General features: G+C 33.4%; 24 protein-coding genes. 21 read left to right on the plus strand and 3 right to left on the minus strand.

Annotation, left to right across the window (positions count from 1 at the left end; genetic code table 11):
- Nucleotides 1-48 precede the first annotated feature (48 nt).
- Nucleotides 49-3,000 carry a leucine--tRNA ligase gene (locus tag MED152_RS06775; protein WP_015481117.1) on the minus strand — a complete coding sequence of 984 codons (2,952 nt, stop codon included), beginning with the start codon at nucleotides 2,998-3,000 and terminating at the stop codon, nucleotides 49-51.
- A 115-nt stretch (nucleotides 3,001-3,115) separates the two neighbouring features.
- Between MED152_RS06775 and MED152_RS06780 the strand changes: the two genes are divergently transcribed.
- Nucleotides 3,116-5,950 (plus strand): pitrilysin family protein, encoded by a 2,835-nt coding sequence (locus MED152_RS06780; protein ID WP_015481118.1) that lies wholly within the window; start codon nucleotides 3,116-3,118, stop codon nucleotides 5,948-5,950.
- Nucleotides 5,951-6,023: 73 nt separating this feature from the next.
- Here the strand turns inward: MED152_RS06780 and MED152_RS06785 are convergent, their stop codons facing one another.
- Together MED152_RS06785 and fabD are read right to left on the minus strand one after the other, a co-directional pair.
- On the minus strand, nucleotides 6,024-6,446 hold the full coding sequence (locus MED152_RS06785; RefSeq protein ID WP_148284802.1) for a hypothetical protein: 423 nt from the start codon (nucleotides 6,444-6,446) through the stop codon (nucleotides 6,024-6,026).
- A 115-nt stretch (nucleotides 6,447-6,561) separates the two neighbouring features.
- A complete protein-coding gene (fabD, locus tag MED152_RS06790) occupies nucleotides 6,562-7,446 on the minus strand; it encodes an ACP S-malonyltransferase (RefSeq protein ID WP_015481120.1) in 885 nt (294 codons plus the stop codon).
- Nucleotides 7,447-7,584: 138 nt separating this feature from the next.
- Between fabD and MED152_RS06795 the strand changes: the two genes are divergently transcribed.
- The 20 genes from MED152_RS06795 (at nucleotide 7,585) to MED152_RS06890 (ending at nucleotide 26,768) form a co-directional block, all read left to right on the plus strand.
- The gene (locus MED152_RS06795; protein WP_015481121.1) at nucleotides 7,585-8,286 is read left to right on the plus strand and encodes a queuosine precursor transporter; all 702 of its coding nucleotides are present in this window, start codon (nucleotides 7,585-7,587) and stop codon (nucleotides 8,284-8,286) included.
- 53 nt (nucleotides 8,287-8,339) lie between these two features.
- Nucleotides 8,340-9,050 carry a DUF547 domain-containing protein gene (locus MED152_RS06800; protein WP_015481122.1) on the plus strand — a complete coding sequence of 237 codons (711 nt, stop codon included), beginning with the start codon at nucleotides 8,340-8,342 and terminating at the stop codon, nucleotides 9,048-9,050.
- Between the two features lie 39 nt (nucleotides 9,051-9,089).
- Nucleotides 9,090-9,425 carry an arsenosugar biosynthesis-associated peroxidase-like protein gene (locus MED152_RS06805; RefSeq protein WP_015481123.1) on the plus strand — a complete coding sequence of 112 codons (336 nt, stop codon included), beginning with the start codon at nucleotides 9,090-9,092 and terminating at the stop codon, nucleotides 9,423-9,425.
- Nucleotides 9,426-9,529: 104 nt separating this feature from the next.
- Nucleotides 9,530-10,585 carry an arsenosugar biosynthesis radical SAM (seleno)protein ArsS gene (gene arsS / locus MED152_RS06810; protein ID WP_015481124.1) on the plus strand — a complete coding sequence of 352 codons (1,056 nt, stop codon included), beginning with the start codon at nucleotides 9,530-9,532 and terminating at the stop codon, nucleotides 10,583-10,585.
- Nucleotides 10,586-10,628: 43 nt separating this feature from the next.
- Complete coding sequence (locus tag MED152_RS06815) at nucleotides 10,629-11,306, plus strand: DUF2064 domain-containing protein (RefSeq protein ID WP_015481125.1); 678 nt, start codon at nucleotides 10,629-10,631, stop codon at nucleotides 11,304-11,306.
- Between the two features lie 61 nt (nucleotides 11,307-11,367).
- Nucleotides 11,368-14,562 carry a SusC/RagA family TonB-linked outer membrane protein gene (locus MED152_RS06820; RefSeq protein ID WP_015481126.1) on the plus strand — a complete coding sequence of 1,065 codons (3,195 nt, stop codon included), beginning with the start codon at nucleotides 11,368-11,370 and terminating at the stop codon, nucleotides 14,560-14,562.
- 36 nt (nucleotides 14,563-14,598) lie between these two features.
- On the plus strand, nucleotides 14,599-16,038 hold the full coding sequence (locus MED152_RS06825; protein WP_015481127.1) for a SusD/RagB family nutrient-binding outer membrane lipoprotein: 1,440 nt from the start codon (nucleotides 14,599-14,601) through the stop codon (nucleotides 16,036-16,038).
- 1 nt (nucleotide 16,039) lies between these two features.
- Nucleotides 16,040-17,371 (plus strand): sodium:solute symporter, encoded by a 1,332-nt coding sequence (locus MED152_RS06830; protein WP_015481128.1) that lies wholly within the window; start codon nucleotides 16,040-16,042, stop codon nucleotides 17,369-17,371.
- Complete coding sequence (locus MED152_RS06835; protein ID WP_015481129.1) at nucleotides 17,359-18,186, plus strand: metallophosphoesterase; 828 nt, start codon at nucleotides 17,359-17,361, stop codon at nucleotides 18,184-18,186. The genes MED152_RS06830 and MED152_RS06835 overlap by 13 nt, the downstream gene beginning before the upstream one ends.
- Nucleotides 18,187-18,191: 5 nt before the next feature.
- Nucleotides 18,192-18,683, plus strand: a complete 492-nt coding sequence (locus MED152_RS06840) for a rhodanese-like domain-containing protein (protein ID WP_015481130.1) — start codon at nucleotides 18,192-18,194, stop codon at nucleotides 18,681-18,683.
- Nucleotides 18,684-18,712: 29 nt separating this feature from the next.
- Nucleotides 18,713-19,327: a TIGR04282 family arsenosugar biosynthesis glycosyltransferase gene (locus tag MED152_RS06845; protein ID WP_015481131.1), complete on the plus strand. Its 615-nt coding sequence runs from the start codon at nucleotides 18,713-18,715 to the stop codon at nucleotides 19,325-19,327.
- A 24-nt stretch (nucleotides 19,328-19,351) separates the two neighbouring features.
- Nucleotides 19,352-20,167, plus strand: coding sequence for a purine-nucleoside phosphorylase (locus tag MED152_RS06850; RefSeq protein WP_015481132.1), 816 nt, complete (start codon nucleotides 19,352-19,354; stop codon nucleotides 20,165-20,167).
- A 32-nt stretch (nucleotides 20,168-20,199) separates the two neighbouring features.
- A complete protein-coding gene (locus MED152_RS06855) occupies nucleotides 20,200-21,159 on the plus strand; it encodes an oxidoreductase family protein (RefSeq protein WP_015481133.1) in 960 nt (319 codons plus the stop codon).
- Nucleotides 21,149-21,964 carry a 3'(2'),5'-bisphosphate nucleotidase CysQ gene (locus MED152_RS06860; protein WP_015481134.1) on the plus strand — a complete coding sequence of 272 codons (816 nt, stop codon included), beginning with the start codon at nucleotides 21,149-21,151 and terminating at the stop codon, nucleotides 21,962-21,964. Before MED152_RS06855 ends, MED152_RS06860 begins: the two co-directional genes overlap by 11 nt.
- Nucleotides 21,965-22,188: 224 nt before the next feature.
- Nucleotides 22,189-22,824, plus strand: a complete 636-nt coding sequence (locus MED152_RS06865) for a Crp/Fnr family transcriptional regulator (RefSeq protein WP_015481135.1) — start codon at nucleotides 22,189-22,191, stop codon at nucleotides 22,822-22,824.
- A 99-nt stretch (nucleotides 22,825-22,923) separates the two neighbouring features.
- Nucleotides 22,924-23,583 (plus strand): peroxiredoxin-like family protein, encoded by a 660-nt coding sequence (locus tag MED152_RS06870; protein WP_015481136.1) that lies wholly within the window; start codon nucleotides 22,924-22,926, stop codon nucleotides 23,581-23,583.
- Between the two features lie 5 nt (nucleotides 23,584-23,588).
- Nucleotides 23,589-24,422 (plus strand): oxidoreductase, encoded by an 834-nt coding sequence (locus MED152_RS06875; RefSeq protein WP_015481137.1) that lies wholly within the window; start codon nucleotides 23,589-23,591, stop codon nucleotides 24,420-24,422.
- A gap of 412 nt (nucleotides 24,423-24,834) precedes the next feature.
- Nucleotides 24,835-25,725 (plus strand): RNA polymerase sigma factor, encoded by an 891-nt coding sequence (locus MED152_RS06880; RefSeq protein ID WP_015481138.1) that lies wholly within the window; start codon nucleotides 24,835-24,837, stop codon nucleotides 25,723-25,725.
- Nucleotides 25,726-25,818: 93 nt separating this feature from the next.
- Complete coding sequence (locus MED152_RS06885) at nucleotides 25,819-26,352, plus strand: SRPBCC family protein (protein WP_202950303.1); 534 nt, start codon at nucleotides 25,819-25,821, stop codon at nucleotides 26,350-26,352.
- A gap of 59 nt (nucleotides 26,353-26,411) precedes the next feature.
- Nucleotides 26,412-26,768, plus strand: coding sequence for a SnoaL-like domain-containing protein (locus tag MED152_RS06890; protein ID WP_015481140.1), 357 nt, complete (start codon nucleotides 26,412-26,414; stop codon nucleotides 26,766-26,768).
- The last annotated feature ends 8 nt before the right edge of the window (nucleotides 26,769-26,776 follow it).

The raw sequence follows: 26,776 nt of genomic DNA on the forward strand, positions 1-26,776 counted from the left end.
CATAATGACTTTAACTTCTTAAACAATTGAAATTGTAAATTACAATAATTAACCTACAATATTTACAATTTTACCTGGTACAATTATTACTTTTTTAGGTGTTCTACCTTGTAATTGTGCCTGAGTTTTTTCGTGAGCCATTACCGTTTTTTCTATTTCTTCTTTAGATAAATCTAAAGACAATTCTAATGTAAAACGCATTTTACCATTAAATGAAATAGGATAGTTCTTTGTACTTTCTACCAAATGTTTTGGTTCAAAAACAGGAAAAGGAGCTGTTGAAATTGAACTTGAATGCCCTAACTTATTCCACAACTCTTCTGTAATATGTGGTGCATATGGTGATAACAAAATCAATAAAGGTTCTAAGATTTCTCTTTTATTGCATTTTAGAGCTGTCAATTCATTTACTGCAATCATAAAAGTAGATACTGATGTATTGAAAGAAAAATTTTCGATATCATCTTCTACCTTCTTAATGGTTTTATGTAATGTTTTTAATTCGTCTTTAGTAGCAGCTTCATCAGAAACTTCAAATTGTTCTCCATTAAAATTTAGTTTCCATAATTTTTTCAAGAATGATGAAACTCCAGAAATACCAGAAGTTTTCCAAGGTTTGGTTTGTTCTAAAGGCCCCAAGAACATCTCGAATAAACGCAAGGCATCTGCACCATATTCTAAAACAATATCATCAGGATTTACAACATTGTATTTAGATTTAGACATTTTTTCTACTTCACGCCCTACTTTATACGTACCATCATTTAAAATGAATTGAGCATTTTTAAACTCTGCTCTCCAATTTTTAAAAGCTTCAGTATCTAATTCATCAGAAGCATTTACAAACGAAACATCTGAATGTATTCCACTTTTTATAATGGTTAATAATTCTGATTCTTGCTGATTTATAATTTTCTCATCCAATAAATATTCCAATACTATATTTTCAAACTCATCTGCATTTGAAAACAAATCTTTAGAAACAAATATCAACGGAATTTTAGCTTTTATATCATCAAAAGAACTGCTTACGGAACAACCCGATTTTACAAAAACATCTGCTTTATAAACAAAAGCACTTGTTCCCAAAATCATTCCTTGATTAATTAACTTTTTCGCAAATTCATCTACAGGTAGCACACCTCTATCAAATAAAAACTTTTGCCAAAAACGCGCGTATAATAAATGTCCTGTTGCATGTTCTGAACCTCCTATATATAAATCTATATTCTGCCAATAGGCTAAATTTTCCTTAGATGCGATTTCGCTGTCATTATTCGGATCCATATACCTATTAAAGTAATACGAACTACCAGCCCAACCAGGCATTGTGTTCAACTCTAATGGAAAAACAGTTTCATTATCAATCAACTCATTAGCAACAACTTCATTCGTTTTTGTATTCCAAGCCCAAACTTCTGCATTTCCTAAAGGTGGTTTACCATCTTCTGTTGGCAAATACTTTTCTACTTCTGGCAACACAATTGGCAAGTGCTTTGCATCAATCATTTGTGGCATTCCGTCTTTGTAATATACAGGAAATGGCTCACCCCAATAACGTTGTCTGCTAAATACAGCATCACGTAATCTGTAATTTATTTTACCATAACCAAAGCCTCTTTTTTCCATTTCGTAAATGGCAAGTTTCAGTGCTTTCTTATATTTTAAGCCTGATAAAAAGTCTGAATTTGCAATTACAGTACCTTCTTTATCTGCATGTGCAGCTTCAGAAATATCAACACCTTCAAAAATATTAGGAATAGGAATATCAAAATGTTTTGCAAAATCATAATCTCGTTGATCTCCACAAGGTACAGCCATTACAGCTCCTGTACCATAAGATGCTAAAACGTAATCACCAATCCAAATTTGAACCTTCTCACCAGAAAAAGGATGAATTGCATACGCTCCTGTAAATGCACCAGAAATGGTTTTTACATCTGCCATTCTATCACGTTCAGAACGTTTGGCTGTTGCTTCTATATACGCTTCTACTTCTGCTTTTTGAGCATTGGTAGTAATTTTAGACACCAACTCATGTTCTGGTGCTAATGTCATAAAACTAACTCCAAAAATAGTGTCAGGACGTGTTGTAAAAACGGAAATACTATCTTCAAAACCATCAATTTTGAAAGAAACCATTGCTCCTTGAGAACGACCAATCCAATTGGTTTGCGAATCTTTTAAAGGTTGTGGCCAATCAATAGTGTTTAAACCATCTAACAAACGTTGTGCATATGCAGAAATTCGCATAGACCATTGTGTCATTTTTTTACGAACCACAGCATGACCTCCTCTTTCTGAAACTCCGTTTACAATTTCGTCATTGGCTAAAACTGTTCCTAAAGCAGGACACCAGTTTACTTCTGTATCAGACAAAAAGGTTAAACGATATTGTAATAAAATTTCTTCTTTTTTGGTTGATGAAAAAGCGCTCCAATCTTCTGCTGAAAAAGAAATGATATCTTCATCGCAAACGGCATTAACTGTGGCATTTCCTTCTGTTTCAAAAATTGAAATTAAGGTTGAAATGTCTTCTGCTTTGTCTGAATCTTTATTGTACCAAGAATTGAATAATTGAATAAAAATCCATTGTGTCCATTTGTAATAATCAGGATTTGAAGTGCGTACTTCTCTACTCCAATCAAAAGAAAAACCAATTTGATCTAATTGTCTTCTATATGTTTTAATATTTTCTTCTGTAGTTTTTGCAGGATGTTGCCCAGTTTGAATGGCATACTGTTCTGCAGGCAAACCAAAAGAATCATAACCTTGTGGGTGCAATACATTAAACCCTTTATGACGTTTGTAACGTGCATAAATATCACTAGCAATATACCCTAAAGGATGCCCAACATGTAAACCTGCCCCTGAAGGATAAGGAAACATATCTAACACATAATACTTAGGTAAATCTGAAGTATTAGAAGCTTTAAATGTTTGGTTTGCTGCCCAATATTTTTGCCAATTCTTCTCTATTTCTTGATGATTGTATTGCATCTATTCTCTATTTAAGGGTGCAAATTTACGTTTATTCTATGAAAGAATAAATTCGAATTTTAACAATTCTACTCTTACAATCATTTTGTAAATTAGCCAGATAAATCCATCCAAAATGAAAAAAATTTTTATTGCTTTATTAGTAACAGTTGGTTTAGTTGGCTGCAAAACGCCTTCTGAAGAAAAAACAAAAGAGTTAAGTGTAAATTATAAAAAAATTGAACTAGACAATGGCTTAGACGTTGTTTTTCATATCGACAAATCAGATCCTGTAGTGGCTGTAGAGTTGATGGTTCATGTAGGTTCTGCCAGAGAAATTGAAGGCAGAACAGGTTTTGCACACTTGTTTGAACACTTACTTTTTTTAGAATCAGAAAATTTAGGAAAAGGTGGTTTAGATAAAATGAGTGCAAGAATTGGTGGTTCAGGTGCTAACGGTTCTACCTCTAGAGATAGAACAAATTACCTACAAACCGTGCCAAAAGATGCTCTAGAAAAAATGATTTGGGCTGAGGCTGATAAATTAGGGTATTTTATTAATACTGTAACAGATCCTGTTTTGGCGAAAGAAAAGCAAGTGGTTAAAAATGAAAAAAGACAAAGCATAGACAACAGACCTTATGGACATAATCAATATGTGATTGATAAAAACCTATACCCAAAAGATCATCCTTACAACTGGCAAGTAATTGGTTCTTTAGAAGATTTGCAAAATGCAACTTTAGAAGACGTAAAAACATTTTTTAGAAAGTGGTACGTACCCAACAATTCTACTTTGGTTTTATCTGGTGATATTGACATTGAGCAAGCTACAAAATGGGTAAAGAAATATTTTGATGAAATTCCTAGAGGTGAAGAAATTGAACCACTAGCTAAAAGACCAGGTAAAGTAGCCGAAACTAAATTGTTGTATTATGAAGATAATTTTGCGAGAGTACCTCAACTAACTATGGCTTGGCCTAGTGTTGCTCAATACCACAAAGATTCTTATGCTTTAGAGGTATTAACACAATATTTAACCAATGGTAAAAATGCACCTTTCAATCAGGTTTTAATTGATGATTTAAAATTAACATCAAACACAACCATGTACAATTACACTTCTGAATTAGCAGGTCAAACACAACTAGTTGTAAGAGCTTTTAACGGAGTAAAATTAGATGAAGTAAAAGAAGGTATTGAAAAAGCTTTTGCGAAATTTGAAGAAGAAGGTATTTCTGAAAAAGATTTAAATAGGATTAAAGCAGGTCAAGAAACGCGTTTTTATGGCAGTTTATCTAGTGTTTTGGGTAAAGGTACTGGCTTAGCTTCTTACAACACCTATACTGGTAATCCTGGTTTTGTAACTCAAGACATCAATAGCACTTTAGCTGTTACTGCAGAAGATGTAATGGATGTGTATAACAAGTATATTAAAGGGCAAAATTTTATTGCAACTAGCTTTGTACCAAGAAATCAAGCAGATTTAGCATTAACAGGTTCTGATTTGGCAGATGTGGTTGAAGAGAAAATTGTTATTGGTGCAGAAGAAAAATTCGACCCTAAAATTGCTGCAACTTATGAAAAAACACCTTCTTCTTTTGACAGAAGTATAGAACCAGATTATGGAGAAACGCCTTCTTTGGCAGTGCCTGATGTATACAAAGCTAGCCTAGAAAATGGCTTAAAAATATACGGAATAGAAAATGATGAAGTGCCTTTAGTGCGTTTTAATTTATCTATTAAAGGTGGCCAGTTATTAGAATCTATGGATAAATTAGGTTTGGCCAATTTAACTGCAAGTTTGTTAGAAAAAGGTACAGCCAATAAAACAGTAACAGAATTGGAAGAGGCTATTCAAGAGTTGGGTGCCTCTATCAACGTATATTCGGGCACAGAAAACATTACAATAAGCGCAACTACTTTAGCTAAAAATTACGATAAAACATTAGCTCTAGTAAAAGAAATGCTTTTAGAACCAAGGTTTGATAGCAATGAATTCGATTTATTGAAGAAGGCCACAATAGCTCGTTTACGTCAGCAAGAAGCTAGTCCAAATGCAGTAGCTAGAAATACGTATAATGAGTTGATTTATGGTAAAGACAACATGCGTGCAAAAAATAATTTAGGGAGCACAGCTTCTGTAGCTAATATTACTTTAGAAGATATAAAGAATTTTTACAACGCAAACATTTCTCCATCTGTAGCTAAAATGTTGGTAGTTGGTGATATTTCAGAAGCACAAGTAACTTCATCTTTACAAGATTTAAATGATAATTGGATGGCAAAAAAGGTAACTATACCTGAATATAAAACACCAGATGCACCTACTGAACCAACTGTATATTTTTATGATATTCCAAATGCAAAACAATCAGTTTTACAATTTGGTGCTCCTGCTTTGGCTGCAACAGATGAAGATTTTTATCCTGCAACTGTTATGAATTACATTTTAGGTGGTGGTGGTTTTGCTTCTAGATTAACTCAAGAATTAAGAGAAGGTAAAGGATATACATATGGAATTAGATCTGGTTTTTCAGGTTCTAATGCAAAAGGTGCTTTTACTATTTCTAGTGGAGTTAGAAGTAATGTAACTTTAGAATCTGCGCAAGCTGTAAAACAAATATTAGAAGAGTATCCAGAAACATTTTCTGATAAAGATTTAGAAACTACAAAAAGCTTTTTAATTAAAAGTAATGCCAGGGCTTTTGAAACTTCTAGAGCCAAATTAAACATGTTATCGAACATGAGTGAATATGGTTGGGAATCTGATTATGTAAAAGACAGAGAGGCTGTTGTAAACAACATGACTAAAGAGCAAATTAAAGCTTTGGCCAACAAATATGTAAATCCAAATAAAATGATTTGGTTGGTTGTTGGAGATGCAGAAACTCAATTAGATAGAATGAAGGAGTTGGGTTATGGAGAACCTGTTCTTTTAAACAAACGTCAAGAAAAAATAAAGAAATAAAACGTTTTCTCTTAAATTAAAAAAGGCTTTCAATTAATTTTGAAAGCCTTTTTTAATAATCAATATTTTATGTTTAAATACAATTTAGATAATCTGAACCTCTTTCATATAAGGTTAGCTGTATTACTCCATCAGCATAAAAATTAACAATACTATTGTTACAGGTAAATTCAACTTCATACGTTTTTACATTTCCAAAATGGAAATCCATCGTTAAAAGATCACCTGAAATGGTATAATCTACAGTACCTGGTATCGCTTCACTTGTAAACTCATTATCTACAGCATAATAGGTAAATCTTTCTCCGTTTGAAAACGTATACATTACCCTATCCTCAAAATCTTTAAGCAACCATTCTTGCTTTTCTAAAACAGCTACTTTTTCATCTATAGTTAATGGTGCTCCATAATCATTTGAATCATCATTACAACTTGTAAATAGAATTACAAATGTTACTATAAAAAGCCCTACTACTTTGTTCATTTTGTTTTTCATCTTGTTTGGTTTTAATTGGTTGCTGTAAATAAAAGAACAACCCACGTTTTGAGCAACTTAAACTACATCAAAAGGAAAATTATACGTTAAAAAGGAAAAACAAAGGTTTAAATTTCTACAAAGAAGCACCACTTGCAGTTACACTTCTATCTATTTTACGCATTAACCCTTGTAAAACTTTTCCTGGTCCAACTTCTATAAATTCAGTTCCTCCATCAGCAACCATAGCTTGTATACATTGTGTCCATTTCACAGGCGCCGTTAATTGTGCAATTAAATTACTTTTAATTGTAGCTGCATCTGTTATAGCCATTGCTGCCACATTTTGATACACAGGACAAACAGGTTCGTTGAATGTTGTATTTTCTATTGCAGCTGCTAACTCTTCTCTGGCTGGCTCCATTAATGGCGAATGAAATGCACCACCAACAGGCAACAATAATGCTCTTCTTGCACCTTTTTCAGTCAATACTTCACAAGCTTTTTTAACAGCTTCAATATCTCCAGAAATCACCAATTGACCTGGGCAGTTATAATTTGCTGCAACTACTACTCCTTCTTCAATAGCAGCACAGGTTTCTTCTACAACAGCATCTTCTAAACCTAAAACTGCAGCCATAGTAGATGGTACATCTTCACAGGCTTTTTGCATAGCCAAAGCTCTTTTAGATACTAAGCGTAAACCATCCTCAAAAGAAAGTACACCATTTGCAACCAATGCAGATAATTCTCCTAAAGAATGCCCAGCAACCATTTCTGGCTGAAAATCATCACCCAACACTTTCGCTAAAATAACCGAATGTAAAAATATGGCAGGCTGTGTTACTTTAGTTTCTTTTAATTCTTCTGGTGTTCCAGTAAACATTACATCTGTTATCGAAAAGCCTAAAATATCATTGGCTTTCTCAAACATTTCTTTAGCCAAGTCTGAGTTTTCGTATAAGTCTAAACCCATGCCTGGAAATTGTGCTCCTTGTCCTGGAAAAATATATGCTTTCATTGTAAGTTTTTTATAAGTTGATTTCTTTTCTAAATTTTCAAGCGACAAAAATAATGAAATTTAGTTGAAGCTTCATCTTTGTTCTTCTCTGCACATTTTGCCTCTTGAACTTCAAACAAAATTTGTAACTTCGTTTGTATGAATAAAAAAGACAAACAGGCTGCAGACCGAATTTACCTCATTCTAGCAGCACTTTTTATAGCATCCTTAGTGACCTCTAACTTAATTTTTCAAAAATTTTTTTACTGGTATCCTTTTCAACTAGAAGTATTTGATGTAAAATTATTTGAAGTTTCTGTAGGCCTATTGCCTTACCCAATCACCTTTTTAATTACAGATATTTTATCGGAAATTTATGGTAAACGAAAAGCAAATGAAGTTGTAATTGCTGGTATTTTTGCTTCTTTCTTTTCATTACTCATTATATATGTATCCAAAGAAGTACCTGCAACCTCTTGGTCTAAGGTAGATGACACCACGTTCGTAGAAGTTTTTGGTGCTGCACCTTTAGCTGTATTGGCTTCTATGTTGGCTTATTTATTTGCACAGTTTATAGATATTAGAGTTTATCATTTTTGGAAAAAACTTACAAATGGGAAACACCTTTGGCTGAGAAATAATTTCTCTACATTTTCTTCTCAGTTTATAGATACAATGACTGTTCTTTTATTGCTTTGTTCTTTTGAAATTATTGAATGGAATAAATTCTGGGGATTATTAATTAGTGGTGTACTTTTTAAAATAATCATTGCAGCTTTAGACACTCCGTTTTTATACTTGGCTGTTTATGCATTTAGAAAACGATTCCGATTAAAAATAAATGAGGAAATTTTAGACTAATCTTTTTGTAAAGTTCTAAAAAGTTGCTCGTCTAAAAAAGAAACCAATCTATCATGAAACAATTATCTTTATTATTTTTTGCCCTTGTTTTTAGTACTCAGGTAAATGCACAAACATCAATATTTTCAAATTTACTAGAAAAACATGTTAGCACAGAAGGGTTTGTAAACTATGATGCCTTTAAAGCAGATGAGGCACAGTTAGACAACTATTTATCACATTTAAAAAGTACTATTCCAGATAATTCGTGGTCAGAAAATCAATTAAAAGCCTTTTGGATTAATGCTTACAATGCTTATACCATAAAACTTATTTTAAAAAATTATCCTTTAAAATCGATAATGGATATTAAGAAGGATGGCAAAACTGCATGGAAAATTCCGTTTGCAAAAGTAGGTGGAGAAACCTATACTCTAGATGAGATAGAGCATACTATTTTAAGAAAAAAATACTTTGACCCAAGAATTCATGTTGGTGTAAATTGTGCATCTATTTCTTGTCCAAAAATCTTAAATAAAGCCTTTACTGCTGTAAATATTGATAGTGAGTTAGAAGAACTAATGAAAGAATTTGTGAACGATTCATCTCGAAACAAATTAGGAAAAAAGAAAGTTCAAATTTCTTCTATTTTTGATTGGTTTAAAGACGATTTTACAAAAAATGGTAGTGTAATCGATTACTTAAATAAATATGCCAACACAGCAATTAATCCAAAAGCAAAAATCTCTTATTTGAAATACGATTGGAGATTGAACAGTAAATAATTACTATCTTTCATATTTTTTATAAAACAAATTCAATTTATGTCTAAAACATATTACGATGCTGCTGATTTGAGAAAATTTGGCAAAATAACAGAATGGAGTGAAGAACTAGGAAACAAGTTTTTCGATTATTATGGAAAAGTTTTTGAAGAAGGTGCCTTAACTGCTCGTGAAAAATCGTTAATAGCCTTGGCTGTTGCACATACAGAACAATGCCCTTATTGCATAGATGCCTATACTAAAGATGGTTTACAACGAGGCATTACCAAACCAGAAATGATGGAAGCCATTCATGTAGGTGCTGCTATTAAAAGTGGAGCAACTTTGGTGCATGGTGTTCAAATGATGAACAAGGTGAATAAACTAGAAATGTAAGTGATTCACTAAAAAGTGATGGGGCTTAAAAAACCACAAAACCATTTTCTGCGTACATAAAGTAAATAACCTAAAAAAGATTCTGAGATAACTTCAGCATACATATGGCTACAAAATCATTAAAAGCAAGAAATAACGATATCGCAAATACCTCTCGTCAAATGGAAATTCTTTCAAACGGAATTTTCGCAGACGGTGAGTTGCCAACCTTTGCAAAAAAAATAAAAGAAACCAATCAATTTCCTTTACGTCCAAAAAAATTAGAAATTCTTCAAATTAACTTAGGCTACATGTGTAACCAAGTTTGTGAGCACTGTCATGTAGATGCAGGTCCAGACCGAAAGGAAATTATGACTGTAGAAACCATGCAGCAATGTTTGGATATTATAAAAAAAACAGAAGCCCACACTTTAGATTTAACTGGTGGTGCCCCTGAAATGAATCCTAATTTTAGATGGTTTGTAGAAGAAGCATCTAAAGCCGGAATTAAAGATTTTATTGTGCGTTCTAATTTAACCATTATTAGAGCCAATAAAAAATATTACGATTTACCTGAATTCTTTAAAAAACACAATGTACATGTGGTTTCTTCAATGCCTCATTGGACTCGTGGAAAAACAGACAAACAAAGAGGTGATGGTGTTTTTGATAAATCTATCAAAGCATTGCAAGAACTAAATGCTGTTGGTTATGGTATGCCTGGTTCTGATTTAAAATTAGACTTGGTTTACAATCCTTCAGGAGCATTTTTACCTGGAGATCAACAAGCCCTAGAAAACGATTTTAAGAAAGCCTTAAAAGAGGAATTCAATATCGATTTTCATAGTTTGTTTGCCATCACAAATTTACCAATCAGTAGATTTTTAGATTATTTAATTGCTTCAGACAATTATGAAGATTATATGTATGCTTTAGTAGACGCTTATAATCCTGCAGCTGTAGAGAATGTAATGTGTACAAATACATTATCTATTAGTTGGGATGGTTGGTTATATGATTGTGACTTTAACCAGATGCTAAATTTAAAAGTAGCCAATAAAGTAAAGCATGTTTCTGATTATAATGAAGAATTGTTACAAGACAGAAACATTATTATAAACCAACATTGCTATGGTTGTACTGCAGGTGCAGGTAGTAGTTGTCAAGGTGTAGTTGCATAATTTAAGATTCTAATTTCTCCCCCAAAAGAGAAAATAAAACTATTTGATTCAAAATACTGCCATATTAATTTTTGCAAATTCAGCTGAAAAAGATGCTGAAAGAAAATCGTTTCTTTCTGCTGATGCTATTGCTGCATTAAATAAAGACACTTTAAAGAAGGTTAAGAAATCTGGAATTACGTATTTCCATTTTTCTGAAAAAAATCAAGTTGGCGCTAATTTTGGTGAGCGTTTTTCTAATGCAATTGCTTCCGTTTTTAAGAAAGGATATCAGAATATAATTACCATTGGTAATGATACTCCTCATTTAAAAACAAGCCATATTCTCAAAGCTGCTCATCAGCTAGAACATAACCATTTAGTTTTAGGACCTTCTAAAGATGGTGGTTTTTACTTAATGGGAATCAAAAAAGCACATTTCAATAAAAAAGCTTTTGTAAAATTACCTTGGCAAACAAAGTTGTTAAACGCTTACATTTCTAAACTTTCTGCTGGCAGTAATAGTTCTATTGCTTACCTAGAGCTTTTGAATGATTTAGATGTACAAGAAGATATTGCCACAATTTTAGAAAGTCGTTTTTATATTAATAAAGAAGTACTTCTAATTTTAAAAAAGCTTTTCATTTTTAATAAAGCTACTTTTTATCATCTAGAAAAAAGTATTGAATCTTTTCTGCAACCTTTATATTACAATAAAGGCTCACCTAGCCTTGCTGTTTAGTTCGTTTTTGTTGCCTTAGCAACACCTCAATCAAAATTCTTTTACACAAAATTACTACGTAATGAAACACATTTTTATGTGGATTTTACTGTTGGCAACTAGCATCAGTTTTTCACAAATTAAAATATCGGGTACAGTTACCGATAAAAGTTCTGGAATGGGTATTCCTTCTGTAGCCATAGCTACTTCATCAGAAAACGGAACAACTTCAGACATAAATGGATCGTATACCATTTTTGTAACTGATAACAATCAGGTATTAACCTTTTCGTATTTAGGATACAAAACACAAAAAATAACTATTGGAACTCAAAGAATCATCAATGTTCAATTAGAAGAAATTGAAACCAATTTAGATGAAATTGTGGTAACAGCCTTAGGTTTAAATAGAAAAACAAAAGAACTGGGTTATGTGGTTCAAGAACTAAAATCAAAAGAAGTTACCAGCGTAAAAACAGTAAACTTCCTAGATAACTTAGCTGGTAAATTGGCAGGTGTTACTATTTCACAAGGAGCTACAGGTGTAGGTTCTTCCTCTAAAATTACCATTCGTGGAGAAGCTTCTTTCTCAAATAATAATCCGCTTTTTGTGGTAGATGGTACACCAATAAACAACAACTCCGTATTTAATTTTACCAACGAAGCAGCTGCTGGTTTTCAAGAAATTGATTTTGGTAATGGAGCTATGGAAGTAAATCCTGATGATATTGAATCTGTTACAGTTTTAAAAGGGCCAAGTGCAGCAGCTTTGTATGGTACTCGTGCTTCAAATGGTGTAATTGTAATTAACACGAAAGATGGTAGTAAAAAACAAGGTTTAGGGGTAAGCATTAATTCTTCTATTACGTTTGATTCTGCCTTTCGTTTACCAGATTTTCAAAACGAATATGGTCAAGGAAATTCAGGAAATTTTGAATATGTAGATGGTTTAGGAGGTGGAGTTAATGATAACATTACCTATTCTTGGGGGCCAAGATTAGATGCAGGAAACTTAATTGCACAATTCGATTCGCCTGTAACTTTAGCTGATGGTACTGTTGTAAGAGGTGGAGATACCTCTTTATATTCAGGCAACACTATTACTCCTACTCTTTTTCAATCAAATCCAGATAATTTAAAAGACTTTTATCAAACAGGAGTAACCACCATTAATAACATTGCTATTAACGATAGTTTTGAAAGAGGTTCTTACAGATTATCTATTACAGATTTAGATAGTGAATCTATTATTCCTGGTGTTAACTTAGAGCGAAAAACGGCTGCTTTAAAGTTAAATTTCAATCCTTCAGAAAAAACAAGAATTACAAGTTCTGTAAACTATGTAAATTCAAGTTCAAACAATAGACCTGCAAATGGTTATGGTAGCGAAAATGCAAACTATTCTTTAGTTGCTTGGGGGCCAAGATCTTTAAATATTGATAGTTTACGCGATTATTGGCAGCCAGGTTTAGAGGGCGTTCAGCAATACTCTTTCAATTATACATTTTTCGATAATCCGTTTTTTATTTTAAAAGAAAATACGAATGCTTTCAATAGAGATCGTGTTTTTGGAAACATTGCTGTAAAACATCAATTTACAGATAATTTAAGTGTTTCTCTTCGATCAGGAATGGATTATTCATCAGAAAAGAGAGAACTAAAACGAAACTTTAGTAGCAATCGTTTTAAAAATGGTGCTTATGCAGAACACGATGTTTTTTACAGAGAGGTTAATACCGATTTTTTAGTGAATTACAACAATACTTTTGGTGATGTTTCTTTCGATGTTTCTTTTGGTGGTAACAGATTAGACCAAAATGCAAGTACAAAACAAACACAAACTACCAATTTGGCTCAGCCTGGTATTTTTAGCTTAAACAATGCAGCATCTCCTTTAGAGGTTTTTGAATTTACGTCTAAAAAGAGAATCAACTCTTTATATGGTATCGCTAAATTTGGTTACAAAGACTTTTTGTTCGTAGACATTACAGGCAGAAACGATTGGTCTAGTGCATTAGCCACACCTTTTTCTATAGATGGTACATCCTTCTTTTACCCTTCTGTATCTTCTAGTTTCATTCTTTCTAATTATACAGAATTGCCTTCGGCTATTTCTTTTGCAAAGCTAAGAGCAAGTATTGCTCAAGTGGGTAATGACACCAATCCTTATCAAACTTCTGGTGCCTTTGTGTCACAAACGCCATTTAATGGGCAACCCACCTTTAGCAATCAAGAATTTATACCGAATTCAAATCTAAGGCCAGAAATTACCACTTCTTATGAATTGGGTGCAGATTTGCGTTTCTTTAAAGATCGATTAAATATTGACTTTACCTATTACAATGCCACCACAAAAGATCAAATCATTTCTTTACCAATTCCTATTTCTTCAGGATACAATCAACAGGTTATTAATGGCGGAAAAGTAAATACCTCTGGTGTTGAAATTATTTTAGGAGGTACACCAATACAAACCGAAAACTTTACTTGGAACACCACTTTTAACTTTGCAAGTAACAAATCTGTAATTAAAGATTTACCTCAAAATGATGGACGTTTAACTTTGGCTTACAGCAGAATTTACAACAGTGCCAATCAAACAGTTTGGTTTCAAGTAGAAGAAGGTGGTCAAATAGGTGACATGTATGGTACAGGTTATGAAAAAAATGCAGAGGGTGAATTTCTCCTAGATGATAATGGTAGATATATTGCCAATAACGATTTAATAAAAATTGGAAACTACAATCCAGATTTCACTTTAGGTTGGAACAACTCTTTTCGTTACAAAAACTGGAACTCAAGTTTCTTGTTCGATTGGAGACAAGGAGGAGAAATTGTTTCGAGAACCAGAGCTTTAGGTAATGTAGGTGGCCAATTAGCAGAAACTGCTTTCAGACCAGATGCAGGTATTGTTGCTCAAGGTGTAAATATAAATACAGGTCTGCCCAACACAGTTGCTGTAACTGCAGAAAGCTATTACAGACAATTTTACGATAGAAACCATGAAGAAAACAATGTGTATGATGCATCTTTCTTAAAACTTCGTCAAGTTTCTATAGGCTATGTATTAAATTTAGAAGAAGGTTTTTTAGGTTTAAAAGATACCTCTAGCATGAGTTTTTCATTTATAGGCAACAACCTTTTTGTGCTTACAGAAAACCCACATTTCGATCCAGAACAATTGGCTGTACAAGGCAATGGTTTTGTAAGTGGTGTAGAAGATATGAGTTATGCCACTAGCAGAAGTTTAGGGTTTAAAGTAGGGTTTAATTTCTAGTTCTTGCTAGCTTAAGAATTCTTAAAATAAGAAAACATGAAAAAATATATAGTCATCATTACAATATTCATTGCAGCTACTACAGGCTGTACCAAAGATTTTGAAGAAATCAATACCAACCCAAATGCACCTGTGGCTGTGCAACCAAGTTTGCTATTAAGGCAGGTTATTTATGATTTTGGTGAACAAATGAGTTACGAAGGTTTTGTTGCAGGCGATTTGTTAGGGCAGCACAGAACTGCATTAGATTTTAATTTATTTGATAGACACGATTTAAAAAGTCCGCAATTGGGTGGAAATCCTTGGTCTATTTTTTACACCAATTTGCGTGATAATGAAATCATACTAAACCAAAGTAGAACTACAGATGCTTTTGCTGTGTATGAGGGTCCTGCCTTAATTTTAAAAGCTTATATGGCTGCTGGTTTAACAGATTTATTTGGAGATGTTCCTTACTTTGAAGCCTTTAATGGTGTAGAAGGTACTGTAACCCCTAAGTATGATTTGCAAGAAGATATCTATCAAAATGAAAACGGAATTTTAGACAATTTAGAAAAAGGTATTGCTGCCATAAACGCCTACAATGGTTCTATTGGTTTAGAGGGTGATATCTTATTTGACGGAAACTTGCAATTTTGGATTCAGTTTGCCAACTCTTTAAAAATTAAATACCTCATTCGTATTTCTAAAAAAGTAGATGTTGCTGCTCAGCTGCAAAGCATCTATACTCAAGGCAATTATATTACCAATAATAGTGATAATGCAGTATTCGATTTTACCAATTCAGAACCAAACAGTTTTAGATTAGCGCAATTAAGAGTTGGAGATTTCAACAACTTTGTGCTTTCTGAAACTATGGAAGAAATTCTGTTAGATTTAGATGATGCTAGAATTGCCACCTTTTTTAGACCTTTTGCAAACGCATCTTCCAACGAATTTAATGGTTTAATAAACGGAATTAACTCTTCTACAACCTCAATTGCTTTAGCAGATTATTCGCTATCAGGCACTGCTTTTAGAGAAGACACCTCTACTCTAGATGCCAATTTTATGACTGCTTGGGAAACTAGTTTCTTACTGGCAGAAGCTGCAGCAAAAGGGTTGATTACTGCCAATGCAGAAACGCTTTACAATGAGGGTGTTGCACAAGCTTTTGAGTATTGGAATACTGCTTTGCCAAGCAATTATTTAGTAGGTAATGCCAATTACAATGCTGCAGGTACGACTCCTTTAGCGCAAATCATAACCCAAAAATGGATTGCCTCTATCATTCAAGGTTATGAAGGGTGGATAGAATATAGAAGAACAGGTTTTCCTGCACTTAAGGCTGTTTCTGCAAGTTTAAATAACGGATTAATTCCTGTTAGAATGCCTTATCCTGCAGAAGCTGCAACTTTAAATCAAGAAAATTACAGTGTAGCTGAAGCTGCAACAAATGGCAATAGTTTAGATGTAAACGTTTGGTGGAACGAATAATATGGATGTAATCAATTGGCAATGGGCGTTGGTTATTTGTTCAAGTATAATCTTGTTCTTTTTATCACCACTCGCAAAAACTACAGATGAATTCTTTAAAGCAGTTCATAAAAAGAAAGCACCTAACACCTTAGTGCTAACTGGTAGCTTAATCATTTCATGGATTTTTGCAAAGAGTATAACCAATGCAGCCAATTTAGGCTTGGCATTTGGTTTAGTAGGTGGTGTTGCTTATGCTGGGTATTACCTATCTTTTGCTGTAGCAGGCGTTATCATTTATCAATTAAGAACGCAAGGTAATTTTACAAGCATCCATCATTTTCTAAGTTCTAAATTTGGGAAACAAGCTGTAGCTATTTTCTCATTGCTTATCGCATTTAGATTGTTCAACGAAGTTTGGAGCAATACCATGGTTATTGGCAATTATTTTGGTGATGTTGGCAGTGCCTCTTACTATTGGTCTATATTAATTTTTACAGGTTTAACCTTAAGCTATGCCTTAAAAGGTGGTTTAAGTAGTTCTATTTTTACTGATGTACTTCAAATGGTATTGTTTGCAGTTTTACTCATTGTAATATTAGCTTCGTTGTTTCAAACCGAAGATTTTTCCTCAAAAGAAATTCTAAATTCAGGAACTTGGAGTTTTGAACTGGGGCTGAATTTGTTTTTTGCAGCACTTTTACAATCCTTTAGTTATCCTTTTCACGACCCTGTTCTTACAGATCGCGGATTTATAAGCAGCCCAAAAGTAACGCGTAAAAGTTTTCTTTGGGCAAGTATTTTAGGTGCTTTCTGTATCATCTTTTTTAGTTTTATTGGTATTTATGCACAAACGCAAGGTTTAGATGGACAAGCTGCAGTTGCTGTAGGTAAAGCTTTTGGTGTAGTGTTGTTATTAGTCATTAATTTTATAATGATTACCTCTGCAGCCTCTACCTTAGACTCAACATTTTCATCATTTTCTAAATTATTGGCGGTAGATTTAAATTTAGGAAAATCCGTTTCTTTTGGACGATTGGCCATGGTTGCAGCAGCCATTTTAGGTACAATTCCTGTTTTTTTAAATGCAGAAATTTTATCAGCAACCACCATATCAGGAACAATGGTAATTGGGTTAACACCTATCTTTATTTTCTGGAAACAGAACGTTCCTAAAATTAGTTTTTACCTATCTGTAGGTGCTGGCTTGGTTTTTGGCATCCTTTTAGTGTTTGATGTTTTACCTGAAGCACTCATTTTTACTGAAGGCAAGTATGCCAGTTTATTGTGGGTAAATCTTTGGGGCATTAGCAGTTGTATCATTTTATATTTTATTCCAAAATGGATCAGATAACAGAAAAATTAGGTCAGAAATCAGGAAAACTACTTGTTTTTGGTGGTGTGTATAGCAATTTACAAGCCCTAGAGGCCTTAAAGCAAGTTGCAGAACAAGAAGGTATTGCACCAGAAAACTGCATTTGTACAGGAGATATTGTAGGCTATTGTGCTCAACCAGAAGAAACAGTACAACTCTTTAAATTATGGGGCGCAAAAAGTATTGTGGGAAACGTAGAAATACAATTACGAGAAAATGCTGCAGATTGTGGTTGCGATTTTAGAGAAGGCTCAAGATGCGATGGCTTTTCGCAATTGTGGTATCCTTATGCACAAAGCAAACTTTCTGAAAATTCGTTAGCTTTTCTAAAAACATTACCCAATTACATCAACTTTAGGTATGCTAATCAAAAGGTTAATGTGGTGCATGGTTCGTATTTTAATGTATCAGAATTTATATTTAAATCTACACCTTGGGCAACAAAACAACCTAATTTTAAAGCCACAAAAAGTGATATAATTATTGCTGGGCATTGTGGTTTACCCTTTTATCATCAAAAAGAAAATAAGTTATGGTTAAATCCTGGTGTTATTGGTATGCCAGCAAATGATGGTAATCCTTCTGTTTGGTACGCCATTTTAGATGATGCACAGAATACTTTGTCTTTTACACATAAAACCTTAAATTACAATTATAAATTAACCAGTAAATTAATGCAAAATGATTTGTTACCAGAAGAGTATTCAAGAACCATAGTTACTGGCATTTGGGACAATACAGAAATTTTACCTGCCATAGAAAGTGGCTTGCAAGGTTTTGGAATACAATTATAATCATCATGAAAAGAATTGCTTTTTTACTACTATTTATTAGTACGGCTACTTTTGGGCAACATAAATTAGATAAGTTACTCGAAAAATGGAACAAGAGAAATGTGCCCTACATGTCTGTAGAAACTTTAGCCTTGCCACAAACTGATGCTATTTTATTAGACGCAAGAGATCAAAAAGAATATAATGTAAGTCATTTGAAAAACGCCATTCGAGTGGGATATGATGATTTTAAAATCAACGAAACCCTACCCAAATTACCCAAAGATAAAAATGCAAAAATAGTGGTTTACTGCTCTTTAGGCATTCGCTCTGAAACTGTAGCGTACAAATTAATGCAAGAAGGCTATACCAACGTTTACAATTTGTATGGTGGAATTTTTGAATGGAAAAACGCCAATTTTAAAGTCGTAGATACTTTGGGCAATGACACAGAAAAAGTACACACGTTTAACAAGACTTGGAGCAAATGGCTTCAGAAAGGAAAAAAAGTGTACTAAGTTCTAACCTCTAAAAGCACAAAAAATTCATGCATAAAAACCTACTACTCATTTTTACAAGAAATCCAGAATTGGGTAAAGCTAAAACACGTTTGGCCAAAACAGTGGGCGATGAAACTGCACTTGATATTTATAAGTTCTTATTAGAAAGGACAAGAGATGAAGCTATTCAAGTAGCAGCAGATAAAGCAGTTTACTATTCAGTTAAAGTTAGAGAAAATGACATTTGGGATGCTGCTCTATTTCAAAAACACCAACAAAAAGGAGCAGATTTAGGCCATAGAATGCAACATGCTTTTGAGCAAGGATTTAAAGCTGGTTACGAAAAAGTACTTATTGTAGGCAGTGATTTGTATGATTTGTCTTCTAAAAATATCGATTATGCTTTTGAAACATTAGACCAACATGATGTAGTACTTGGTCCTGCAGAAGATGGTGGGTATTATTTATTGGGCATGAAAACTTTACATGCGTCTATATTTCACCACAAAGAATGGGGTACTTCCACAGTAAGAGCAGATACTTTAGCAGATTTAAAATCACAAAACGTTAAACTATTAGCAATAAAAAACGATATTGATTTGTATGAGGATATAGAATCTATACCAGAAATTATGAATCGTTTTATTCTAAATAAAAATTAAAAAACACACAATTCGATAGCTATTATGAAAGCAGCACAGTTACAAGAAACCATACAATTTTTAAAAGCAAAAGGCATAGACAACCCAGAAGTTGGTATTGTTTTAGGTACGGGCTTAGGTAAATTGGTAGACGAGATTGAGATTAGTATTGAAGTCGCTTATTCAGATATTCCGAATTTTCCATTAGCTACTGTAGAATTTCATTCAGGTAGAATTATATACGGAACCTTATCAGGTAAAAAAGTTGTGGTGATGTCTGGTCGCTTTCATTTGTATGAAGGCTACACGCCTTGGGAGGTTACTTATGGCATTCGTACCCTACATGGTTTAGGCATTCAAAATTTATTGATTTCTAATGCTGCAGGTGCTATAAATCTAGACTATAACAAAGGCGATTTAATGCTAATTGAAGACCATATCAATTTACAAGGCAGTTCTCCTCTAGCCTTTAAAGGTGCTAATGAGTTTGGAAACATTTTTGCTGATATGTTAGAACCTTATTCAAAAGCCACGAACACCCAAATAAATTTAATTGCAACAGAACAAAACATTCAGTTACACAATGGAACCTATGCCAGTGTTTTAGGCCCTCAATTAGAAACAAGAGCAGAATACAGAATGCTTCAAATTTTAGAGGTAGATGCAGTAGGTATGAGTACTGTACCAGAAGTAATTGTTGCCAAGCAATTAAACCTACCTTGTGCAGCCATTTCTGTATTAACAGATGAATGCGATCCTAAAAACTTACAACCTGTAGATATTGCAGAAATCATCGCTATTGCTGGTGAAGCAGAACCAAAAATGATTGCATTATTTAAAGGAATTATAGAAAAATTATAAAAAGCGCTATAGCCCTTGAGTGCTACTTTTTTATGAACCATCACTTCCAATCTTTTATCCTACAACAAACAAAAGCAAACTCTCTACTAGAAAAAGAGGTTATCCAATCGCTTTGGAGTGGCTATGGCCAAATTAAACGCATTGCTTTACAGGGTTCTGATATTAAAAGTGTAGTGGTTAAAAACATACAATTGCCTCAGCAAGATCTTCATCCTAGAGGTTGGAATTGCGAAATTGGCCATCAGCGTAAGCTAAAATCGTATCAAGTAGAAACACATTGGTATAAAAAGTATGCCTCAAATAGTAAAGCTAGATTACCTAAATGTTATGGCATCACTACTCAAAAAGATGAAGTTTGTATCCTATTAGAAGATTTAGATTCAGCTGGCTATAACCATAGAAAACAAAGCCTTTCTTGGCAAGGTATTGCCAATTGTTTAGCATGGCTAGCCAAGTTTCATGCCTCTTATTTAGACAAACACCCTCAAGATTTATGGAATATAGGCACCTATTGGCATTTAGCAACAAGACCCCAAGAATTAGAGGCTTTACAAGATCAAAATTTAAAAGCAGCTGCTCATAAAATTGATGAAAAATTAAACCAATGTACCTACAAAACTTTTGTACATGGTGATGCCAAATTGGCCAATTTTTGTTTTTCTGATTCTAATGAAGTGGCTGGTGTAGATTTTCAATATGTAGGTGCTGGTTGTGGTATGAAAGACGTTGCTTATTTTATAGGCAGTTGTTTGTCTGAAAAAGAATGCGAGCGTTTAGAATCACAAATTTTAGATACCTATTTTGAATATTTACACAAAGCTTTAAGCAAAGAACAAAAAGCCTTAGAAAAAGAATGGCGTGCATTGTACCCAGTAGCTTGGGCAGATTTTCATCGTTTTTTAAAAGGATGGAGTCCTGGCCATTGGAAAATAAATTCTTACAGTGAGCGTGTTACGCAAGAAGTAATCAAACAGCTAAATTATGGATCTTAAAGCACTTGCAGATATTGCCACAAAAGCGGCCTTAAAAGCTGGTGAGGTCATCCAAAAATTTGATAGAACCAGCTTAAAAGTTCAGCAAAAAGAGGGAGGCAATACCTTAGCCTCTCAAGTAGTCACAGCGTTAGATTTGGAGTGCGAAAAGGTAATTCGCACTTATTTAGAACCAACATGCACCCAATTTCATTTGGGCATTTTGAGTGAAGAAACCGAAGATGACCAAAGTAGATTTACCAACGACTATTTTTGGTGTGTAGATCCTTTAGATGGCACCTTAGCGTTTATAAATAATCATCCTGGTTTTTCAGTTTCTATTGCTTTAGTTTCAAAAGAGGGCAAACCTGTAATCGGAGTTGTATTCGACCCAAGTACTAACAACCTCTATGTGGGTATTTATGGCATTGGCGCTTTTAAAAACGGAAAACCTTGGTTACTAAACAAACCCAATAACAAACTAACCTATATTACCGATAAAACTTTAAAAGATACTCCACAAAAGGAGGTCATCAAAAAGCACATTCAAAACAGGGTGCAAGTTTTAGACTTAAATGAGTACTGTATAATTTCAGGAGGTGGTGCAGTATTGAATGCCATCTTAGTTGCAGAAAACAGCCCTGCACTTTTACTTAAACCTCCAAAACTAGAAAAAGGTGGAGGTAGCCTTTGGGATTTTGCAGCTACAGTGTGCATATTTCAAGAATTGGGCCTTTCTGCAACTGCTTACAATGGCACAGCCCTAAACTTAAACCCTAAAAACACTACTTTTTTAAATACACAAGGGGTTTATTTTTGTTCATAACAACTATATAATTTTCAGACATAAAACATCATGGAATTTCAATAGCAATGCAAAAATCATTTTATATTTATTTTTAAAATTAAAAATGTATCACCATAAATTTTGAAATAATAGACCTCAATCTTACTTACTAAAAAATCTATAACTATTAATTTACATCAAATCCTATACTTCAATAATGAGATAAAAATAGCTGCATTATCCCATAAATTTTACTAAAAAAGATGTACTTTTATGAAGATATAATACGTTGTGGCACATTTAAAGAAACATTGGAACAATACAACAACATATTAGAAAATATTAATAGATACGTTTCTCTAAACGAAGATGATGAGAAACAATTTATCTCTATTATAAGGACAACAAAAATAAAACGAAGACAATTCATTGTCCAACCAAATTTTATCTGTTCTCACCAAACTTATATACTAAACGGAGCTTTTAGAAGCTATTTTGTAAATGATGAAGGAATAGAACACACAATTCAATTTGGGATTGAGGATTGGTTTATAAGTGACTTTAATAGCTACGTAAATCAAAGTCCTGCTTCTCTATTTGTAGAAGCTTTAGAGGACTCAACAGTTCAACAAATCTCTTATGAAGATGTTGAAAATCTTTGTGATAGAAATCCAAAATTTGAACGTTTTTTTAGACTTGTAGCTCAAAAGTCATTTGCTTTTTCTCAACGAAGAGTTTTATCAAATTTAGGTAAGTCAGCCGAAGAACGATATTTAGAATTCCTAAATCTGTATCCTGCTATTGTCCAAAGAGTACCTCAATATGCTTTAGCTTCCTATCTTGGAATGTCTGCAGAGTTTTTAAGTAAAATTAGAAAGCGTATTACTACAAAATCTTGAACTACTTCAAGAATATTTCCTAAACCAGTTCATTTTTAAAGTTGGCACATTGCCACACCTTTGTAAAGTCAATTTTGGCTTTATATTAAACAAAGAAAAATGAATACAGAAACAAATTCTTACCAAGAAAATTTAAAAGAACTACGTACAAATTTAGGAACAATGCTTCCTAAAGATGCATTAAATGTTTTCGACCAAGATGCAGAAAACCTAAAATCCAACCATAATTCCATTTTGAAATTAAAAGTTGGCGATAAAGCACCAGATTTTGCACTTTCAAACGCAATAGATAAAACAACCAAACTTTCAGAGTTGCTTAAAAAAGGTAGAGTTGTACTTATTTTTTACAGAGGTTCTTGGTGTCCTTATTGCAATCTTCAATTAGCTCACTATCAAAAATCATTAAGTGAAATTCACGATTTAGGTGCAGAATTAGTTGCCATTTCACCACAAACACCTGATGAATCTTTAAACGTAAAAGAAAAGAACGAACTTGATTTTGAGGTTTTAAGCGATAATGGAAATATTGTTGCAAGAAAATATACAACCGTTTTTAAAAATGCAGATGCACCAGTAAATACAATGACCGAACTCGGTTTCAACTTTGATGCACATTATTCTGACGACTCAAGGGAATTGCCAATTCCAGCGGTATTTGTTATCGAAAATGACGCAACTGTTTCTTTTGCAAAATCTTTGGGTCGCGATTATAGAAATCGGGTAGAAGTTTCAGAAATCATTAACGCTTTAAAAAAATAAAAACAATGAAAAATAAAATATGGTTAATCACAGGAATATCGAGCGGATTGGGTAAAGCACTTGCTGAATCTGTAATTGAACAAGGAGATTTTGTAATCGGCACATTCCGAAAGCAATCGCAAGTTGATGAATTTAATAAAAACAGTACTAAAAACGCACAGGCAATTTTATTGGATATAACCAATGAAAAGAGCATTGAGGACAATATCAAAAACATTATTTCTGAACACGTAAAAATTGATGTTTTAGTCAACAATGCAGGGGTGGGATTTGTTGGAGCAGTTGAAGAAACATCATTAAAGGAGGTTAGAACTGTCTTTGAACCTAACTTTTTTGGAACTCTAAAAATGACACAGTCTGTTTTACCATATATGCGTAAAGAAAAGAGCGGAAACATTGTTCAGATTTCTTCTCACGGAGGAATTAAGGCTTTCGCAGGTTTTGGTATTTACAACGCCAGCAAATTTGCTTTAGAAGGCTTTAGCGAGGCAATGGCACAAGAAGTTGCACCTTTGGGTATAAAGGTTTCTATAGTTGAGCCAGGACCATTCCGAACAAATTTCGCAGGAAATGGACTTGGACAAGCGGAAAATGTAATTGACGACTATTCCAATACTGCAGGAGCATTTAGAACTAAATTAAAAAGTGTTGACGGAAAACAAGAAGGCGACCCAATAAAAGCATCTAAAGCAATTATAGACTTGGTAAATTCCGAAAATCCAACGCTTCGTTTACCTCTTGGAAAAGTTGCATTAATGACAATCGGAATGAAATTAGACAGCGTAAAATCGGACTTGGAAATAAACCGAAAAACCTCTGAAGACGCTGTGTACGGATAAAAACGTGCCACAACAACGTATATAAAAAATAGCGGTTTAGGTGCTTACCTGAACCGCTATTGTATTTAATTAAGTATCTTGCTTTACGAAAAGTTAGTGCTTATAATTCCGCTACTTTTCCTATACCAGACCGTTGAAAGCAATTGCCTACGGCACGCAGAAATCGAGTTTTAACAAACTCTTCCTTTTCTGCTAATTCCTTTCAACAGCCCATGTTAATTGCGCAAGCCGAATACATTGATTATAATAGAGATATCTGCGTCTACGACATACGAAACTTCTATCAACTAAATGTATCGTGAATAAGGCGCAATTATCGACTCCGTAAGGCGCGCCTTACTACACGATACACATGGGCTGTTAGGCAAAAGCTAAAAAAACATTGTAACACCAATTAAAAATTTGCATCTAAATGATAAACGATAGTAAGATGCACAATCCACTCGAAAATATTCACTCAAAAAGTGCGGACTTTGATTTAGTAAAAAAGTCTTTGAACGGAAATCGAATAGCACTGGACAAACTGATAAAAAAACACCAACCTTTTATCTATAACGTTGCTTGGAAAATGTCTCACAATCCAAATGATGCAAAGGACTTAACGCAAGAAGTACTAATAAAAGTAATAACCAACCTTTCGAAATTTTCCTTTAAAAGTACATTTACAACTTGGTTGTATAGAATAGTAGTAAATGAATTCTTACAAGCTAAAAGGAAAAATAAAAATCAACAATTTACTTCTTTTGAGCAATACGGAAAACAACTCGATGAAATACCCAATCTTGAATTAAATAAAGAAGAAGAAATTGAATATGCAGAACTGTCAAAAGAAATGCAGATTAGCTGTATGTCTGGAATGTTAATGTGTCTCAATAAAGAACAACGGCTTATTTATATATTGGGCGACACATTTTGTATTGACCACAACTTGGGAGCAGAAGTTTTTGACATTTCACCACAAAATTTTAGAGTAAAGTTACACAGAGCAAGAAAAGAACTTTATAATTTTATGAATAACAAATGTGGTTTAGTAAAGACCTCAAATCCTTGTCGTTGTCCAAAGAAAACAAAAGCACTTAAAAAAGGTGGTTATTTAAAAGAGGATGAAATGCTTTTCAATATTAATACCACTAAAAAAATAAAAAATTACGTTACCGAAAATCATTCGGATTTAAAAGGAACAATTGATGATAAATACACACACCTATTTAGAAACCATCCTGCTAAAGAAGATTTTGGAAAAGAAACAATTATAGACGAACTATTAAATGATAATGAACTAATGAAACACTTACGAAATTAGTTTTATTAAATCTATCTTATTAAAAGCCTTTTGAGTTTGTCTCAAAAGGCTTTTTTCGTTTTGTAACACCATTTGATTTTCTGTATCTAAACTATGAACTCTAAAAAATTTAGAATAATGGAAGTTAAAAAGGAAATTATAGTAAACAAATCAATAACAGAAGTCTGGGAAGTATTGGGCAATCAATACGGAGAAGCCTACAAATGGGCAAGAGGACTTTATCATTCAGAAGCTCACGGTCTACCAAAAATTAGTGGTGCAATATGCAGTAATCGCACCTGTGACACATCATTTGGGAAATTGCAGGAAGAAGTAAGAGTATTTAAGGCAAACGAACAATTATCGTATGAGGTCGTCAAAGGTTTTCCAAGTTTTATAGAAACTGGAGTCAACAATTGGTATCTGAACGAAATAGGTGCAAATAGAACAAAGGTTACAATGCATTTTGTGGGAAAAACAGAGGGTTTTATGGGAGTAATAATGGGTCCTATGATGAAAATGAATCTTAAAAAAGGATTAGGTCAGGCACTTTCAGATTTCAAGTTTTATGTAGAAAATGATAAACCTTCACCTGAAAAACTCAAAGACAATAAAAAGAATAGTAAAAAATTGAAAGCAGTAGCTTAAGTTTTGTAACACCTTACTTAATTACTGTATCTAAATTACAGAATTTAAAAATAATAATTATGACTACAGAACAAATTACCGAAAGGCTTACCTCTTTATTGAAAGAAGGGAAATTCGAAGATATTTATGACACTTTGTTTGACCAAGAAAATGTCAAACATATTGAACCTCAATCACCATATTTTCCAGATATAACTGGAGTGAAAGCCATTAAGGAAAAAGATAGTGTAATGGCGGGTAATATTTCTGAAGTACACACAATGGAAATAGGCAAAGCTATCACAAGTAAAGACTTCATAGCCTTGCCCTACAGAATGTCCTTCACTATGAAAGATCGTAAGAAAGCAGAGCTTGACGAGCTTATAGTTTACCAAGTAAAAAATGGAAAAATTATACTTGAACAATTCTTTTATTAATCTATAAA

This window comes from Polaribacter sp. MED152 (assembly GCF_000152945.2).
Taxonomy (GTDB): Bacteria; Bacteroidota; Bacteroidia; order Flavobacteriales; family Flavobacteriaceae; genus Polaribacter.

Coding starts and splice junctions, on each gene's coding strand:
- MED152_RS06820 (WP_015481126.1), top strand. CDS start 11,368: ATGAAACACATTTTTATGTGGATTTTACTGTTGGCAACTAGCATCAGT.
- MED152_RS06850 (WP_015481132.1), top strand. CDS start 19,352: ATGAAAGCAGCACAGTTACAAGAAACCATACAATTTTTAAAAGCAAAA.
- MED152_RS06845 (WP_015481131.1), top strand. CDS start 18,713: ATGCATAAAAACCTACTACTCATTTTTACAAGAAATCCAGAATTGGGT.
- MED152_RS06800 (WP_015481122.1), top strand. CDS start 8,340: ATGAAACAATTATCTTTATTATTTTTTGCCCTTGTTTTTAGTACTCAG.
- MED152_RS06805 (WP_015481123.1), top strand. CDS start 9,090: ATGTCTAAAACATATTACGATGCTGCTGATTTGAGAAAATTTGGCAAA.
- fabD (WP_015481120.1), bottom strand. CDS start 7,446: ATGAAAGCATATATTTTTCCAGGACAAGGAGCACAATTTCCAGGCATG.
- arsS (WP_015481124.1), top strand. CDS start 9,530: ATGGCTACAAAATCATTAAAAGCAAGAAATAACGATATCGCAAATACC.
- MED152_RS06880 (WP_015481138.1), top strand. CDS start 24,835: ATGATAAACGATAGTAAGATGCACAATCCACTCGAAAATATTCACTCA.
- MED152_RS06865 (WP_015481135.1), top strand. CDS start 22,189: ATGTACTTTTATGAAGATATAATACGTTGTGGCACATTTAAAGAAACA.
- MED152_RS06875 (WP_015481137.1), top strand. CDS start 23,589: ATGAAAAATAAAATATGGTTAATCACAGGAATATCGAGCGGATTGGGT.
- MED152_RS06890 (WP_015481140.1), top strand. CDS start 26,412: ATGACTACAGAACAAATTACCGAAAGGCTTACCTCTTTATTGAAAGAA.
- MED152_RS06795 (WP_015481121.1), top strand. CDS start 7,585: ATGAATAAAAAAGACAAACAGGCTGCAGACCGAATTTACCTCATTCTA.
- MED152_RS06775 (WP_015481117.1), bottom strand. CDS start 3,000: ATGCAATACAATCATCAAGAAATAGAGAAGAATTGGCAAAAATATTGG.
- MED152_RS06785 (WP_148284802.1), bottom strand. CDS start 6,446: ATGAAAAACAAAATGAACAAAGTAGTAGGGCTTTTTATAGTAACATTT.
- MED152_RS06860 (WP_015481134.1), top strand. CDS start 21,149: ATGGATCTTAAAGCACTTGCAGATATTGCCACAAAAGCGGCCTTAAAA.
- MED152_RS06870 (WP_015481136.1), top strand. CDS start 22,924: ATGAATACAGAAACAAATTCTTACCAAGAAAATTTAAAAGAACTACGT.
- MED152_RS06825 (WP_015481127.1), top strand. CDS start 14,599: ATGAAAAAATATATAGTCATCATTACAATATTCATTGCAGCTACTACA.
- MED152_RS06830 (WP_015481128.1), top strand. CDS start 16,040: ATGGATGTAATCAATTGGCAATGGGCGTTGGTTATTTGTTCAAGTATA.
- MED152_RS06855 (WP_015481133.1), top strand. CDS start 20,200: ATGAACCATCACTTCCAATCTTTTATCCTACAACAAACAAAAGCAAAC.
- MED152_RS06780 (WP_015481118.1), top strand. CDS start 3,116: ATGAAAAAAATTTTTATTGCTTTATTAGTAACAGTTGGTTTAGTTGGC.
- MED152_RS06885 (WP_202950303.1), top strand. CDS start 25,819: ATGAACTCTAAAAAATTTAGAATAATGGAAGTTAAAAAGGAAATTATA.
- MED152_RS06835 (WP_015481129.1), top strand. CDS start 17,359: ATGGATCAGATAACAGAAAAATTAGGTCAGAAATCAGGAAAACTACTT.
- MED152_RS06840 (WP_015481130.1), top strand. CDS start 18,192: ATGAAAAGAATTGCTTTTTTACTACTATTTATTAGTACGGCTACTTTT.